The organism is Streptomyces sp. NPDC001292, assembly GCF_042896465.1.
In the GTDB taxonomy this organism is placed as follows: Bacteria; Actinomycetota; Actinomycetes; order Streptomycetales; family Streptomycetaceae; genus Streptomyces.
Genome location: NZ_JBIAXG010000011.1, coordinates 175,489 through 189,967 on the forward strand (window position 1 = coordinate 175,489; position 14,479 = coordinate 189,967).

Consider the following 14,479-nt stretch of genomic DNA (forward strand, 5'->3'; position numbering starts at 1 on the left):
GACGCCTCCGACGAGGACCTGGGCCCGGACCACTGGTTCTGGGACCCTGCGCACAGCGGCGGCATCCACATCGAGCGCGGCGTGCACTTCTTCGACGCGGCGAGCGCCCTGATGGGCAGCGACCCGATCGCGGTGCAGGGCACCGCGGTGCGCCGGGACGGCGGGCCGGTGGACATCGTGGTGGCCACCGCCACCCATCCCGGCGGTGCCGTGGCCACCCACACCCACTCCTTCACCCATGCGCACCGCGCCGAGCGGCAGTTGATGCGCCTGGACTACGGCTTCACCGAAGCCCGCGTCACCGGCTGGATCCCCACCTTCGCGACCGTCACCGCCTGGACCGATGAGGCGGACGCCACCCGCTGGGAACGGCTGCCCGACAGGCGCGAGGAACTCCTCGCGGTGCCCGGGCCGCGCCCGCACGGACAGGAGCGGATCACGGTGTCGGTGACCCGTGGTGCGGGCTCGGACCGTCCGGCCTCCGGCCGCGGGGTCGGGCGCGTGGTCCCACACCGGGTCGACTGCGTGATCGATCTGGGCGGCAAGGCCGGACTGACAGCGACGGTGCAGGACGACGACCGGAACTCCATGCTGGCGTTGTACCGTGCAGCGCTACGGCTGCGGCGAGGCCACCTGGTCTCCGACGCCACGCTGAAGCTCGACGGTCCCGACAACGGCGAGTGGTTCGGCTTCGAACGCGGCGCAGGCCTGCGATGCGTGGTGAACTTCGGCACGAAGCCGCTGCCCCTGGACCACAACGTCGACGTGCTGCTGGCCAGCGCACCGCTCGACGGCCGCAGTATCCCGCAGGACGCGGCCGTATGGATGATGCACAAGGAGTACGGCAGTGAGCGACAGGCCTCGGGGTGACCTCCCGGCCTGGTGAAGGCCACATGCGGTGGCTCGTCGCAGGAAGCCGGCGCAGGTGGCTGCCCTCTCGTCGGGCAGGTCTTCGGTCCACGACGAGAACGGTGTCCTTCCGGAACCGCTTGCGGGGCCGGAGCGCGAGCATCGGCCCGAACGAGTCGATGATGCGGCCCGCGGCGGACTTCGAGACGCCGAACAGGGGCGCGAGCTGGCGCATTGTCAGGTTCGTTCGCCAGTAGGCCACCACCACCAGCACCCGATCTTCCAGCGGTAGCCCCCACGGTCGGCCCTTGGCAGCGGCGTCCGCGCCGTCTCGCCGCAGCACGGTCGCCAGCTTTCCGGACAGACGCGGGCTCAGTCCGCTGAACGGAGCTGTCCAGGACGACTCTGACGCCGTGATCACACCAGCCACCGCGGGATCATCTCAGTTGCAGACGTGACGTTTCCGACTGATCCTTGGCCCACTCGACGAACAAGCAGAGGGCGACGTGGGGCTGATTCTGTTCCCGGGAGACGGAGAGGAGATGACGGTGGAGATCATGCGGGCAGACATCGCCGTGCGGGACACGTTCCGCCACAACGGCGCCGCGGGGGTCACCATGCCGCTGCAGTTCCTCGCCGGTGCCGACGACGGGGTGATCGAAGCGGACGCACCCGCCCAGTGGCGAGAGTTGGCGTTGGGGCCGTACCGGCACGATTCCCTGCCTGGTGGCCACTTCTGCACACCTGAGGTGTGGCGGGCCCTGCCAACCCATATCACCGCGATCAACCGGTAGACGCGGTCCGGCCCAAGAAAGTTTCGGGAGCATCCTACTCATGACCGATATGGTCACGACGAAGGCCACCTATGGCCAGGTCTTCGCGGTCACACAGTTCCGTGCCATATTCGCAGGTCGGCTGCTTGGCGTTATGTCGGACACGCTGCGGTCCGTCGCGCTGGCGGTGCTGGTGTTCAGCCAGACCAACTCTCCGTTGCTGACGGCGATGGCGATGACGATCGGCTTCCTCCCCCAAGCCGCAGGCGGCCTGTTTCTTGCCGCGATGGCGGACCGGTTCTCGCCGCGGACCCTCATCACCACGGGCTACGCTCTCCAGTGCGCGGTCGGGCTGCTGCTCGCGTTCGGACACCTCCCGGTGTCGGTCAGCCTGCTCCTCGTCGCGGCCGTGGCCTGCCTGACACCGGTCACCACCGGGGCCGCGGGCCGAGTCCTGGCGGAGGTCCTCACCGGGGATACCTACGTGCTTGGGCGTTCGCTGTCCTACCTCGTCGCGGTTTCGGCACAGATGGTGGGCATGGCCGCTGGTGGGGCGCTGACCATGTGGCTGGGCGTGGATCGGACGATGCTGGTCACCGCAGGGGCGCACCTGCTCGCGTCGGTGATCAGCCGCCTGTTCCTGTCGCGCACCGAGGTGGTCCGCACGGGCGCGTCGATCGTGCGTAAGACCTTGCAAGGTAACGCCGCGCTCGTCACCGCCCCCGGGGTCATCAAGCTGATCATGGTCCAGTGCCTGCCCGCCGCGTACTTGGCCGCAGCAGGAAGCCTGCTCATCCCGTACTCCGCGCAGCGTGCGTTCAGCCCAACGGACACTGGCACCCTATTGGCAGCCACGTCAGTCGGTATGCTCATCGGCGACGTCGTAGTTGGGCGAGCGTTCGCGCCTGCCACCCGAGAACGACTCGTCCTGCCACTGCTGCTGGTGATGGGCACGCCCTCGATCGCGCTCATCCTGGACCTGCCGTATCCGGCGATCGCCGCAGTGTACGTGGTCACCGGCATGGGATCCTCCTACTTGCTCGGCCTACAGCGACGCTTCCTGGAGGCGGTCCCGCCCGACCTCCAAGGACAGGGTTTCGCACTGCTCAACACCACCACCATGACCATCCAGGGGATCGGACCCCTGGTCTTCGGCGTGTTCGCGGAATTCGTCCCGGTCGGCCTCGCGATCGCCCTGACCGGGGTGAGCAGCGTGATCACCACACTCCTCCTGCGCGGCGCGATCCGCCCACGCACGTCCGGCTGAGGCTGTCCCGAGAGCCTGCGCACTGTGGCCAGCCCTGGCGAAATCACGACCTATCAAGCGGTGTCACACGGCGCAGGCTGAAAGGCCTGACCCACCCGGCCGAAAGGCCAGTGCCCGCCCCGGACCTGATCGGCCGCGACTTCACCGCGACCATGCCCGGGATGAAGCTGGTCGGCGAGATCTGCGTGTCCACCACTCAGGGCGAGGCCCCTGCCTTCGGCTCAACGGTGCTCGGCAGCATCGAGCGCGCTTGCAAGGCAAGCCATAGCTCGGCGATGTCCCGCGTGCGGTCGAGGTTGAGCCCGGTGATGTCTTCGACCTTGCGGATGCGATAGAGCACTGTCTGCCGATGCACATGCAAGGCGTCCGCCGTCTTCTGCCAGGAGCGTTGATTGTCGAAGAAGCTCTCGAGGGTGGGCAGGAGCTCTCCTCGGCGGCTCGACTCGTACTCCAGGAGCCGCCCGAGCACTCGGTCGACGAGTGCGATCGCGTCTTCGATGCCGGCAACGCCGAGGAACGGCGTCGCCTCCCCGTAGCGGAAGGTACGCGTTTCAACACGCTCGGCTGACCGGCTCGCCCAGCGGGCTTCCCGTGCCGCCTCGGGTATGCGATCCACAGTCTTGATCGCGGCGCTCACTCCCACCGATGCGGAGGGGCCGACGTTTGAACGGACGACGCGCAGTACCCTCTCCTCGTCTGGCGCCAGTAGGTAGAGAGCGCCAGAGCGGTGCACGCCCAGATGCGGAACCCCATTGCGCCACAAGCCGATATGCAACTCGCGCAGCCGGGCGCTGTCGTCGGAGGAGACGGCGTACAGGATCGCGGAGGTCGGGTCGATGCCCGCCTCGCGGAGCTGGCTGTGTCCGCTCCTGGGCTCGGTACGGCCGTCCATGAGCCGGGCCAGTGACTCGGCACCCTGGCGGTGGCAGTGCTCCAGGTCCACCAACGCTTGCGACATCTCGAGGGCGATCACGGTCGCAGCGTGCTGCATGAGGATGGCATCGAGCACGTTCCGCCCGTCAGACACCAGGACGAGCACGGCACCGGTCTGGGTGGGAATGTCTGCCAGACGCAGCTCCCGACCGTCACTCAGACGCGTGACGAACGCACCGGCGCTGACCTGTCGGGATCCGGGTCCGGCCTGAGATATGGCCTCGCGAAGTCTCGCGTCGGGTTCAGGGCTGCCGGGAAACCACGGTTCGGCGGACTCGCGATGGCACACGTGCAGCTCACAGCCCAGCTGCTGCGACAATGCGGTGGCCAGCTGGGATGGCTTACGCTTTTCGGTGACCGAGCGTTGCAGGGCGTGATATATCCGCTCGGTTCGAATCAGCCGGTCCGACTGCTGCGGCAGGTTAGCCGCCGCCACCTCGCGCGAAATCGCGACGAACGGCATTGGGTACTCCACCGAGAGCACCGGGAGGGCGAGCGAATCGCTGGCCCTGGTGAACCGCGCGGTGAGCGGCGGGCAGTACATTTGTTCGCCGATCGCAAGAGCACTGGCACCGGCGTCCACAAGCCGTCTCACAAGCTCCTCCTGCTCGCGAGCCGCCTTCGGAAAGGACATGCCGTTGGTCATCAGCAGCTCTCCGCCGGTCAGCCACTGCCACGGCTCAGGCAGGTCGCAAGTGTGCGTCCAGTTGACCTCCCGTTTCAGCCCGTCTCGGCCAGACAAGAGGCGAAGCCGCAGGTGCGGCATCTCCAGCAGTTCCGCAACCGTGATCATCATGACAGGACAATAGTCCACATAGCAGTCGATATCACCTATTCGTGTAGAAGTGGCGGGCGCGGTCAGCGCTCGGTCACGTTCACTGACCGGCCTGCCACGCGCCCGTCACCTGCTATTTCACGTGCGTGCCGCACCCGGTGTCGCTCGTCGCCCTGAACGCCTTGCCGGGGCTCACCGTACGGTTCGTCGCCGTCGATTGCGAGCCGCACGTGTTGATTGCCCGGGCCGCGACGACGGCGGTGCGCTCGATGCACCGGATCTGCGTCGCCCCGCCGACCGGGGCTTGCATCTGCCGGTCCGGTATGGCGGCCTGCGTGGGGCGGGATGCTACCAGCCTCCCAGGCCCTTCCAGGCTCCTGGCACGGCTCCTCCTGTGTTGGCCCGCAGGAGAGCGGACTGGTGCCGGTGCCATCGGGTGGATTGCCATGACGACCTCGTGGTAACCCGCAGCGCAACGGGGCGATCGGCCGCGTCGAGTGGTGGAGCGGGGTGGCCATAAGAGCTATGACCACCCCTGGAGCAGTACAAGGGGATCCACAGTGTGTGTTGAAGCCAGGAAGCACACCGAGCAGTGGGATGACGATGAGTCATGGAGGGTGGAAGTCCTTCGGGAGGTGACGTGCGACCCATGCGGCTAGCGGTCGCCCAGCCAACGCTCCCAGCACTGCGCCGCCAACGTCAGGCCGTGGCGGCAGCCGGGCGGTCAGGAGTGCGCATATCGGTCTTGCTCATCAGGGTGATGAGGTCGAAGGCCACCGTGGCGGCCGCGACACAGGTGATCTCGGCGTGGTCGTACGCCGGTGCGGTCTCGACGACGTCGGCCCCGATGAGGTTGAGACCGTCGAGCCGACGTAGCAGGTGCAGCAGCTCGCGGCTGGTGAACCCGCCCATCTCCGGCGTACCCGTGCCCGGCGCGAACGCGGGGTCGAGCACGTCGATGTCGATTGAGAGGTAGACCGGTGCGTCACCGACCCGCTGCCGCACGACATCGACGGCTCCGTCGATACCCAGGACGTCGAGGTCCCCGGCTCGGATGACCCTGAAGCCGAACGACGCGTCGTCGACGAGGTCGAGCTGGTCGTAGATGGGACCGCGGATGCCGACGTGGATCGACTTGTCCTCGACAAGCAGGCCCTCCTCGAACGCGCGGCGGAACACGGTGCCGTGCGTGATCGGAGCCTTGAAGTAGGTGTCCCACGTGTCGAGGTGGGCGTCGAAGTGGATCAGAGCGATCGGGCCGTGCTTGTCCCGTGCCGCGCGCAGCATCGGCAGCGCGACGGTGTGGTCGCCACCGAGCGTCACCAGTCGCCGGTCACGTTGGCCGACGACCTCACGGGCGAACCCCTCGATCTGGCCCATCGCCTCGTCGATGGAGTACGGCGTGCACGGCACGTCACCGGCGTCTACGACCTGGACCGCCTCCAAGGGCGCCGTATCGAGCTCGACGTGGAACCGCGGCCGCAGGTGCCGGGACGCTTGCCGGATGCCCATCGGCCCGAACCGGGCGCCCGGCCGGTACGACGTACCGCCGTCGAACGGTACGCCGAGCACCGCGATGTCGTAGTCGGGCACGGCCTCGACGGAAGGGACCCGGGCGAAGGTGCCGAGGCCGGCGAAGCGCGGGACCATGGTGGCTTCGAGGGCACCGATGGGCTTGTGGCCGTTCATGGGTTTGTCTCCGATCAAGATGGGGGGCAAGCTGCGACGGGGAGCCGGGCCAGGTGCCCGGCGCACCGGTGGGCTCAGGCTCCGGTCTCGCTCTGGACGAGCGCGGGGACCTCCTCGACAGCCATGGCCGTCCGCAGCCGGGCCACCGCCTTCACCGTGAAGTAGTACAACGGCGAGACGACGAGCAGGCCGGCGATGAAAGAGATGTCGGTGTGGCCGAGCGCCTTGGCGATCGGGCCGGTGTAGGCGGTCCCGATGATCATGAACGGGATCTGCACCGCGACACCGATCAGGTAGCAGAGCACCGCGGGCCAGTTCACCCGGCCGTAGCGACCGCCGTCGCGCTTGAAGAAGTCCTCGACGGCGTAGTCACCGTGGCGCACCAGGTAGAAGTCGACCAGGTTGACCGCGGTCCACGGGACCAGAGAGCCGAGCAGCAGGGTGAGGAAGTTGTTGTAAGTGGCGACGAAGCCGCTCCCGGAGGTGAGGGCCACGGCGGTTGCGATCGTGCACAGTCCGGTCGCGACCACCGCACGCTCGCGGCTGCGAGCTGTGAACCGCGGCAGGAAGGTCTGCGCGATCGTGATCGTGCACAGGGTGCCGCAGTACAGGTTCATCGCGTTCGTCGCTGCGACCCCGATGCTGAACACGGCCACGACCAGCAGACTGATCCCGGCGGTTGCCTTGGTCAAGGCAGCAATGGGGTCCGCGCCGGGCAGGAGCAGCCCGATGCCCGCACCCAGGAACATGGGCAGGATCGAGCCGATGCTGGTGCCCCAGTAGCTCATCCAGAACGCTGGCCGGGAGCCGGTCTTGGCCGGCATATAACGGGAGTAGTCCGAGACGTACGGCGCGTAGGCGATCTGCCAGACCGCGGCCACCGACACGGTGCTCATGAACCCGGACAGGGTGACCTCACCGGTGCTGAAGAAAGTGTGCGGCACGGGGTGGACGACGAACGCCCAGACGAACGCCAGCAGCAGGACAGCACCCGAGGCGTAGGTCATGGTCCGCGCATAGGCGTGGATCAGCCTGTAGCCCCAGATCGTGGCCGCGATGCTGGCCGCCGCGAGCAGCACGATGCCGGCCTTGCTGCTCAAGTGCGGTATCACCGACGCCAGCGACTGTCCTCCGAAGACCAGGATCGAGATGAAGAATCCGACGTACATGACCACCACGATCAGGACGATCAGCAGCGCACCCCAGGACCCGAACTGCCCCTTGGTTTGGACCATCTGAGGCACCCCGAGCCGCGGCCCCTGGGCGGAGTGCAGCGCCATGAAGATCGCACCGAAAAGGTTCCCGACGATGATGCCCAGCGCGGCCGACCAGGCCGGTTGGCCGAACAGCGTGGTGGCAAGTCCTCCGGTGACAATGGAAAGGATCATGATGTTCGTGCCGAACCAGATTGTGAACATGTCCCGGTTCGTGCCATGCCGCTGGCCGAGCGGGATCGGCTGGATCGTCGCCGACTCGATGCTGGAAGCGGACTCGCGCCGCCCAGCCAGTTGCTCACTCATGGCTGCTCCGTCTCGTCAGCGTATCGAGCCCGGTTGAACATGACGTGCTTGGTACGCGAGTAGTCATCGAGCGCATACGCCGACAGGTCGCGCCCGTAGCCAGAGGACTTGAACCCGCCCCACGGCATTTCGGTGGCGAATGCGAGGTGGTCGTTGACCCACACGGTGCCGAAGTCCAGCCGGCCGGGCAGATCGGCGGCGCGACGGGCGTCCTCGGTCCAGACCGAGGCGGACAGCCCGTAGGCGGTGCCGTTGGCCGCCTCGACTGCGGCATCCTCATCGGTGAAGGTCTCCATCGTGACCACGGGCCCGAAGATCTCCTCACGAATGCACTCGGCACCGTCCGGGATGTCCACCAGCACCGTCGGAAGCACGAAGTAACCGTCGCCTTCCGGGGCCCTCCCGCCCGTCGCCGCCCGCGCTCCTTCCGCGAAGGCACGCTCGAGGAAGCCGAGCACGCTGTCGCGGTGGGTCTTCGAGACGAGTGGCCCCATCTCGATGTGATCCCCGGCCGCCGGGTCACCGACGACCAGCGACTCCACCCGGGGCACGAGACGCTTCAGCAGTTCGCCGTGGACGGACTGCTCCACGAGGATCCGGCAGGCCGCGCCGCAGTCCTGGCCCGAGTTGCCGAATCCGGCGAACCGGATGCCTTCTGCGACCGCGTCGAGGTCGGCGTCCGCGAACACAATGACCGGTGCCTTACCGCCGAGCTCGAGGTGCACGCGCTTGAGCGTGGTTGCGGCCGCGCCGGCCACCGCCTGTCCGCTCCGCACGCTGCCCGTCACCGACACAAGCGCAACGTCCGGGTGAGTCGCGAGCGCCTCGCCGACCACCGATCCGGCACCAGTGACAACGTTGAGTACCCCTGCGGGAAACACCTCGGCCAGAAGCTCGGCCATGCGCAGGGCGGTCAGCGGTGTCTGATCCGACGGCTTCAATACGCAAGTGTTGCCGACCGCCAGGATCGGCGCGATCTTCCATGCCGCCGTTAGCAGGGGGTAGTTCCACGGCGTGATTGCGGCCACTACCCCGACCGGCTCCCGCACGATCATCGACGTGCGGCCGGTCACGTACTCTCCGGCGCTCAGACTCAGCTGCGTCCGGACCGCACCAGCCATGAACTGCAGCGTGTCGATCGTCCCGGCGACATCGTCGCGGGCCAGCGGCATCGGCTTGCCGGTGTTGACCGACTCCAGGCGCGCCAGCTCCTCGGCGTTGGCTTCCAGCACCGCCGCGGCCCTGAGCAGCACGTCGGCGCGGTCCTTCGGCGTCCGCTGCCGCCAGCCGGGCAACGCCGCTTTGGCGGCGGCCACCGCCTTGTCGACATCAGCCGGCGTGCCGCACAGGGCCTGTGCAATCGGCTGTTCCGTCGCGGGGTTGAACACCGGTTGCGTCTCCGTCCCGGTGCCCTCCCAGCTGGCACCGTTGACGAAGTGCGTCAACACCGCGGTCTCCGCACCGACCGGCGCCAGGCCACCTCCCAGGCGAGCCACGGGGACCTGCGTTTGCGCCTCGATCATCTTGGAATCCTTCGTTCGTGTTCCTGGGTTCACGGCCGGTGCGCCCACCTACGGCGCACCGGTCCAACTGCTCAGCAGAAGCACGCCGACCTGGTTGTGCAGATGCACAGGCCGCGAGCTCAACGGATCGCGAAGCCGCGATCGACGACGGTGGCCAATATGTCGATGTAGGAGTTGACGTCGTCGTAGGCCGTGCGTGGCGGAGGGTCGTAGGCGAGCGCGGCCTTCGTCCGGGGGCTCAGGAAATAGGCGCCGGAGGTCAGCACAGTGAGGGCCTGGAACTGCTCGGGTTGCTGCGCGGAGAGCGCGTCCAGAGCAGCTTCCGGGTCCTTGCCCGTGCACGAGGCAACCGCCTCGGCGAACGGTTCGGCCAGGTCCGGCCGGTAGCCGAGCACCTGGTCGAGCAGCACATCCGGCACACCTGCGGCGGTGGCCGAGGGCATCGGATCGGACGCGGGAATCAGTACGTCGGCGAGTGCGGCGAAGGTACGTCGCTGGTCGGGATCGAGCATCACGGTGTCCTCAGTCGGCGGCGGGCTGGTTGTGGCGGTTGTCGGCGAGGTGGCGCATCGACCGCAGCGCGACCGCCATGATGGTCGCGGTCGGGTTGACGCCGGTGGAGGTGACGAACACGCTCCCGTCGATGATGAAAAGGTTCGGCACGTCGTGCGTGCGGCCGTACCCGTCGACGACGGAGGTGGCGGGATCGGTACCCATGCGCGTGGTGCCCAGGAGGTGCCAGCCGCTTTCCCGAACGACGGGGATGGGGTGCACCGAGGTCGCGCCCGCGGCCAGGTGGGCCTCGATTGCCCGGTCGACATGGAACTTGAGCATGCGTTCGGTGTTCTCGCTGATGGTGTAGCGAATCCTGGGCACCGGGATGCCGTCGGAGTCTGTGGCACCTGGGTCAAGCACGACCTCGTTGTGGTCCTCGGGCAGGTCCTCGGTGGTGATCCCCCACTCGGTGTATCGTCCGAAGGTTGTGCGCAACCGGGTGTGGAAGGCGGGCCCGAAGGCGTCGCGCCAGTCCTCGCCCGGCTCCCACAGGGTGTGGGTGAGTGGGCCGCCGGTCGGCATCAGGTTCCATTTCGCCCCGCGCACGAATCCGCGGCTGGTATCGGTCTCGTAGAACTGCATCGACTGCAGTGACTGCCCGGTCGGGCCGAGCCAGGTCTCGAGCTCCTCCTCGTAGGTCCCGTACACCGAGGCGTAGGGATGCACCATGAGCCGCTTGCCGACCAGCCCCGAGGAGTTCGCCAGACCGTCGGGGAACTGCGCAGAGGCCGAGTTGAGCAACAGTCGCGGGGTGCCTATCCCGTTGGCGGCCAGCACGGTCACGCCTGCGGCTTGGTGGCGAACGACTCCGGCGCGGTCGACGTACTCGGCACCGGTCACCAGACCCCGGTTGTCGACCGTGAGCTGTCGCACCCGGGCCCCGGTCACCAGCACAGCACCGGCGGCGATCGCATCGCGCCAGTGCGTGAAGTCGGTGCTCGCCTTCGCCCCGGTCGGGCATCCCGACTCGCAGGCGCCGTAGCGCAGGCACGCGGGTCGGTTCTTGAACTTGCGCGACGCGATGGCGTTCGGGGCGGGCCACCAGTGCCAGCCGAGCTTGTCCATGCCCTTCGCGGCGGCGAGGCCGTACTTGCCGATCGGCATCGGCGGCAGCGGGAACGTGTGCGGGTCCGGGTACGCCGGGTCGCCGTCGAGTCCGGACGCGCCGATGTGGTGGGTGACCTCGTCGTAGAACGGCCGCAGGTCCTCGTAGGTGAACGGCCAGTCATCCGCGACCCCGTCGAGAGTCCGGACCCGGAAGTCGGAGGGCAGTGCCCGGACCCAATGCCCGGAGAACAGGATGGTGCTGCCACCCACGCCGTTGAACATCAACGGCTCGATCGGGCTCTCCTTTGTGCCGACCGGGTAGTCGCTCTCCCGCCCGCGCACATTCGGGCTGGGGTGCCACTGCTTGAGGCGGGTCAGCTCCCACTCGGGCTTGCCGCCCGTGAAGTCATCGGGAAGAGCCCAGTCTCCCTGCTCCAAGCAGACCACACGAAATCCGCGGCTGGCCAGCTCCAGGGCCGCCACCCCACCTGAGGCGCCGGCACCCACGATGAGCACATCCGCATCCCCGTGGTCGTTCTGCGTGTTCACCAGTAGCTCTCCGCTCGCTCAGTCCGCTGCGGGCACGTTTGCGCCCACCTCGGTGGGCCTTTCCGGTCCGGTCGACTCCCAGATGCCTGCCGAACCAGGGGATCGAATGCCCCTCACCCAGAATGCTTCGGCCCGCCCCCGGCGACGCCAGGTTCATCCGCCACAAGCGAGACGGTTCGATTTGAGCAAATGCACAACCCGACGCATCCGAGGCGGTGCCCCGCACCGGGTCTCCCGGCCTCTGTGCCCGGCAGGACTGCGATTCCCAGTCGATCACGATCGAAAGGGTGCCGTCGCCGGGCATCGGAGGCATCCGCAGACCGCTGATCAGGGGCACGAGCGCCGATCCCGAGTGAGGGTGAGCCAGGCTCTGTGTTCAACAAGCGGCTGCCCAACACCGAACCGAAGCTGCGCCAGCTGTTCACCGAGCTGCAGGCCCAGCTCCGAGGATCGCCGAGCGCCTGGTGGGTGCGCCGTCCCTGACCCAGGAAGCAGTAGCGAACGGCACTCGCTCCCGAGTCGCCGATCCGGGGACGGGGATCGCCATCGATGTCCGCGGCGGCTGTCACTACGCCTTGTCACCCAGGACCCGGTCGGGGCGGGTGCGGGGCCGCCCGCGCCCGCCCCGGGGAGCGCGAACGGCCTCCAGCACGGGCACGGGCATCGTGGCTCACCGAACACAAGCACAGTCTGGCGATGGCGCCGGCGGGTGCGACGAGCGATCATGTCGCCCCCCGCGCGGAGCGGGCTCAGCTCCCCCACACGGCGGCGGTACGATGCGCGCGAGCCACACGTGCCAGGCCGGTTGCGACTCCCGCACCCACCAGTGCGAGTGCGGCCATCAGGATGAACACCAGGTGGTACCCGGCCGCACCCGGGTTGGCATCGAGGATCGCGCCGTACACGAGGAAGGCGAACATCCCCGGGGCGTAACCGACGAGGCAGGCGATGCCGAACGCGGTGCCGCTGACCTGGTTGGGGACGCCGACCTCGTCCATGGGCGCCCAGAACACACCGCGCATCGTGAAGATGATCAGTGAGAACAGCAGGCAGGCGGCCATCGCGGGGATCTGGTTCTGCCCACCGGCCGGCAGCAGCAGGATGATCGCCGTGACGGGGATCAGGCACGCGAACGCGAGACGGAGGTACCTGCTGGCCCCCTTGAAGACCTTGTCGACGAGTACGCCGCCGAGCGGGCCGCCGAGAATCTTGAGGCCGTACTGGTTGATGATGCCGTAGGCGCCGGCGAGGGCGGCCGGCAGTCCGTACACGTACGTGAGGTAGGGGATGAAGTATGTCAGACCGCAGTACACGACGTACGCCATGAACACGGTTGCACTGACCCACCACAGCTGCGGCAGCCGGGCGGCATGCAGGATCTCGCTGAGGCCGACGCGCTTCTTCTTCGGCGTATCCACGGCGGGCTCGGGGCCCTGGTCACGCAGCAGGAAGAACAGGAGCACGCCGACGGCGACGTCAATCAGCGCGTAGAAGGCGATCGCGGCACGGAAGCCGGCGGTGCCCGAGCCGAGCAGGGCGAAGACGCCGAGGGCCGAGAAGGCAACCAGTGTGTCGACGACGCCGCGACCGCCCTCGAGAAAGCCGAACAGCCGCCCCTGTTCCTCCGGCCCACCCAGGCGCCGGATGCTCTTGAGCAGTGCCGGCCAGACCAGGCAGTCGGAGCAGACGGCCAGCACCGCGAAGATCGGCACCAGCTGCCCGTACCCGGGGAACGTGCTCATATAGAGCCCGAGCCCGCCCGCGCCGATCAGTCCGAGCGGAATCAGGATGCGGGTCGAGAACCGGTCAGCCAGGTACCCTCCGACCACGAACAGTGCTGTCGCGACGATCGAGTTCACGCTCAGTAGCGCACCGATCTCGGTGTTGCTCAGCCCCATCTGCTGCTGCATCGGGACGTAGAAGACGTCCTTGATGTTGGCGAGCTTGTAGATGGTGCCGCCCGCCATCACGAGGACCGCGAAGCGCGCCCATTTGGCCTTGTCGAACCCGGTACTGGCCGGCGCGGTCTTGATCATGGTGTTCGTCATCGCGTACCTGCCAGGGCGTCGGCGGCGGCCAGGCGAGCCGCAGCGAGTTCGCGCATCCGGGCGAGCAGCCCGCGCACGTGGACGACCTGGTCGACGGCCCAGCCGGGCTCGGCGGCGAGCAGGTCGCGCAGCGTCCATCCCTCGGGAAGGCCAGTGGTGCTCAGTTCCCGGTAGGGGATGAAGGGGTCGTCACCGTCGCTGTGATGGCGGAAGGCGGGCGCGTAGTACAGGTTCTCCTGTTCGAGCGCGAAGGTGATGACCTGCGGCTCTTCGTCGCCGAGCATGAGCAGGTCGAACAACATCCGCGCCCCCGGCAGGTCGTCCTCCGGGCTGCCCTGCAGCACGCCGCGGTGGCCGAACCCGTCGCCCTCAGGAAGGACGTGCACGCCCTTCAGGTGCGTTTGCAGGATGTGCGGGGCCAGCTGGGCCAGGGCGTCCATCGGCCGTTCGCACGCGTTGATCATGTTGCCGAAGTCGAACATCGCGTGCAGGCGGGGGTGGCCGACGGTGCGCAGCAGCTGAGCGATCTCGCCGGAGCGCAGTTCTTCGTGCTGCTCGAACGAGAAGTGCAGGTCGTGGGTGTCGGCGAGGTCGCCGAGGCGACGCAGGTCGTCCTCGATGCGCGACAGCACCTGCGACAGCTGCCCTTCGTAACGGGAGTAGACGCGAATGTGCTGGACGCCGAGGATGCCGGCGATCCGGACGGCCTCGTCCACGGGTTCACGCTCGGTCGTGCTGATCTCGAGGTGCAAGGCCAGGCCGTAGCCGCGGGCACGGGCGGCGAAGGCCCGAAGCTGGTCGTCGTTCATTCGGCTCAGACTGCGCTCCTCGCCGTCTAGTGCAGCGCCGCATTGATCTTGCGAGGGTTATGCGGCTTTGAGTGGGGTTCCGTCGTAGGTCCAGCGGAACGGTCGGGCCTCGTCGTCGTAGGCGAGGGTGAACTCGCGGATC

The 14,479-nt window shown here is 67.9% G+C and carries 11 protein-coding genes and 1 pseudogene; 3 read left to right on the plus strand and 9 right to left on the minus strand.

The annotated features are described in order from the left end of the window. Positions 1-18: 18 nt before the first annotated feature. Entirely contained in the window at positions 19-870 is an 852-nt protein-coding gene (locus ACFY4A_RS15230) for a Gfo/Idh/MocA family oxidoreductase (protein ID WP_390829913.1), read from the plus strand. Positions 871-955: 85 nt separating this feature from the next. On the opposite strand, the pseudogene ACFY4A_RS15235 reads toward ACFY4A_RS15230, so the two are convergent. After that, positions 956-1,279: pseudogene (locus ACFY4A_RS15235) on the minus strand (transposase family protein); the annotation flags it as partial. Positions 1,280-1,355: 76 nt separating this feature from the next. Here ACFY4A_RS15235 and ACFY4A_RS15240 point away from each other — a divergent pair. Both ACFY4A_RS15240 and ACFY4A_RS15245 read left to right on the plus strand, forming a co-directional pair. After that, a complete protein-coding gene (locus tag ACFY4A_RS15240) occupies positions 1,356-1,643 on the plus strand; it encodes a hypothetical protein (RefSeq protein ID WP_390829896.1) in 288 nt (95 codons plus the stop codon). Positions 1,644-1,683: 40 nt separating this feature from the next. Continuing rightward, on the plus strand, positions 1,684-2,889 hold the full coding sequence (locus ACFY4A_RS15245; protein WP_390829897.1) for an MFS transporter: 1,206 nt from the start codon (positions 1,684-1,686) through the stop codon (positions 2,887-2,889). A 196-nt stretch (positions 2,890-3,085) separates the two neighbouring features. Here ACFY4A_RS15245 and ACFY4A_RS15250 read toward each other — a convergent pair whose 3' ends face one another. From ACFY4A_RS15250 to ACFY4A_RS15285, 8 genes are all read right to left on the minus strand, one after another. Next, on the minus strand, positions 3,086-4,618 hold the full coding sequence (locus ACFY4A_RS15250; protein ID WP_390829898.1) for a PucR family transcriptional regulator: 1,533 nt from the start codon (positions 4,616-4,618) through the stop codon (positions 3,086-3,088). Between the two features lie 678 nt (positions 4,619-5,296). Beyond that, positions 5,297-6,286: an agmatinase gene (speB, locus tag ACFY4A_RS15255; protein ID WP_390829899.1), complete on the minus strand. Its 990-nt coding sequence runs from the start codon at positions 6,284-6,286 to the stop codon at positions 5,297-5,299. Positions 6,287-6,360: 74 nt separating this feature from the next. Continuing rightward, positions 6,361-7,806: a purine-cytosine permease family protein gene (locus ACFY4A_RS15260; protein ID WP_390829900.1), complete on the minus strand. Its 1,446-nt coding sequence runs from the start codon at positions 7,804-7,806 to the stop codon at positions 6,361-6,363. Beyond that, entirely contained in the window at positions 7,803-9,329 is a 1,527-nt protein-coding gene (locus tag ACFY4A_RS15265; protein WP_390829901.1) for an aminobutyraldehyde dehydrogenase, read from the minus strand. The genes ACFY4A_RS15260 and ACFY4A_RS15265 overlap by 4 nt, the downstream gene beginning before the upstream one ends. Before the next feature lie 119 nt (positions 9,330-9,448). Then, positions 9,449-9,841, minus strand: coding sequence for a gluconate 2-dehydrogenase subunit 3 family protein (locus ACFY4A_RS15270; RefSeq protein WP_390829902.1), 393 nt, complete (start codon positions 9,839-9,841; stop codon positions 9,449-9,451). 10 nt (positions 9,842-9,851) lie between these two features. After that, positions 9,852-11,480, minus strand: a complete 1,629-nt coding sequence (locus tag ACFY4A_RS15275; protein ID WP_390829903.1) for a GMC family oxidoreductase — start codon at positions 11,478-11,480, stop codon at positions 9,852-9,854. Positions 11,481-12,229: 749 nt separating this feature from the next. Next, a complete protein-coding gene (locus ACFY4A_RS15280) occupies positions 12,230-13,528 on the minus strand; it encodes a nitrate/nitrite transporter (protein WP_390829905.1) in 1,299 nt (432 codons plus the stop codon). Beyond that, positions 13,525-14,337, minus strand: a complete 813-nt coding sequence (locus ACFY4A_RS15285) for a sugar phosphate isomerase/epimerase family protein (RefSeq protein ID WP_390829906.1) — start codon at positions 14,335-14,337, stop codon at positions 13,525-13,527. Before ACFY4A_RS15285 ends, ACFY4A_RS15280 begins: the two co-directional genes overlap by 4 nt. Positions 14,338-14,479 lie beyond the last annotated feature (142 nt).

Coding starts and splice junctions, on each gene's coding strand:
- ACFY4A_RS15245 (WP_390829897.1), top strand. CDS start 1,684: ATGACCGATATGGTCACGACGAAGGCCACCTATGGCCAGGTCTTCGCG.
- ACFY4A_RS15250 (WP_390829898.1), bottom strand. CDS start 4,618: ATGATGATCACGGTTGCGGAACTGCTGGAGATGCCGCACCTGCGGCTT.
- speB (WP_390829899.1), bottom strand. CDS start 6,286: ATGAACGGCCACAAGCCCATCGGTGCCCTCGAAGCCACCATGGTCCCG.
- ACFY4A_RS15260 (WP_390829900.1), bottom strand. CDS start 7,806: ATGAGTGAGCAACTGGCTGGGCGGCGCGAGTCCGCTTCCAGCATCGAG.
- ACFY4A_RS15265 (WP_390829901.1), bottom strand. CDS start 9,329: ATGATCGAGGCGCAAACGCAGGTCCCCGTGGCTCGCCTGGGAGGTGGC.
- ACFY4A_RS15270 (WP_390829902.1), bottom strand. CDS start 9,841: ATGCTCGATCCCGACCAGCGACGTACCTTCGCCGCACTCGCCGACGTA.
- ACFY4A_RS15280 (WP_390829905.1), bottom strand. CDS start 13,528: ATGACGAACACCATGATCAAGACCGCGCCGGCCAGTACCGGGTTCGAC.
- ACFY4A_RS15285 (WP_390829906.1), bottom strand. CDS start 14,337: ATGAACGACGACCAGCTTCGGGCCTTCGCCGCCCGTGCCCGCGGCTAC.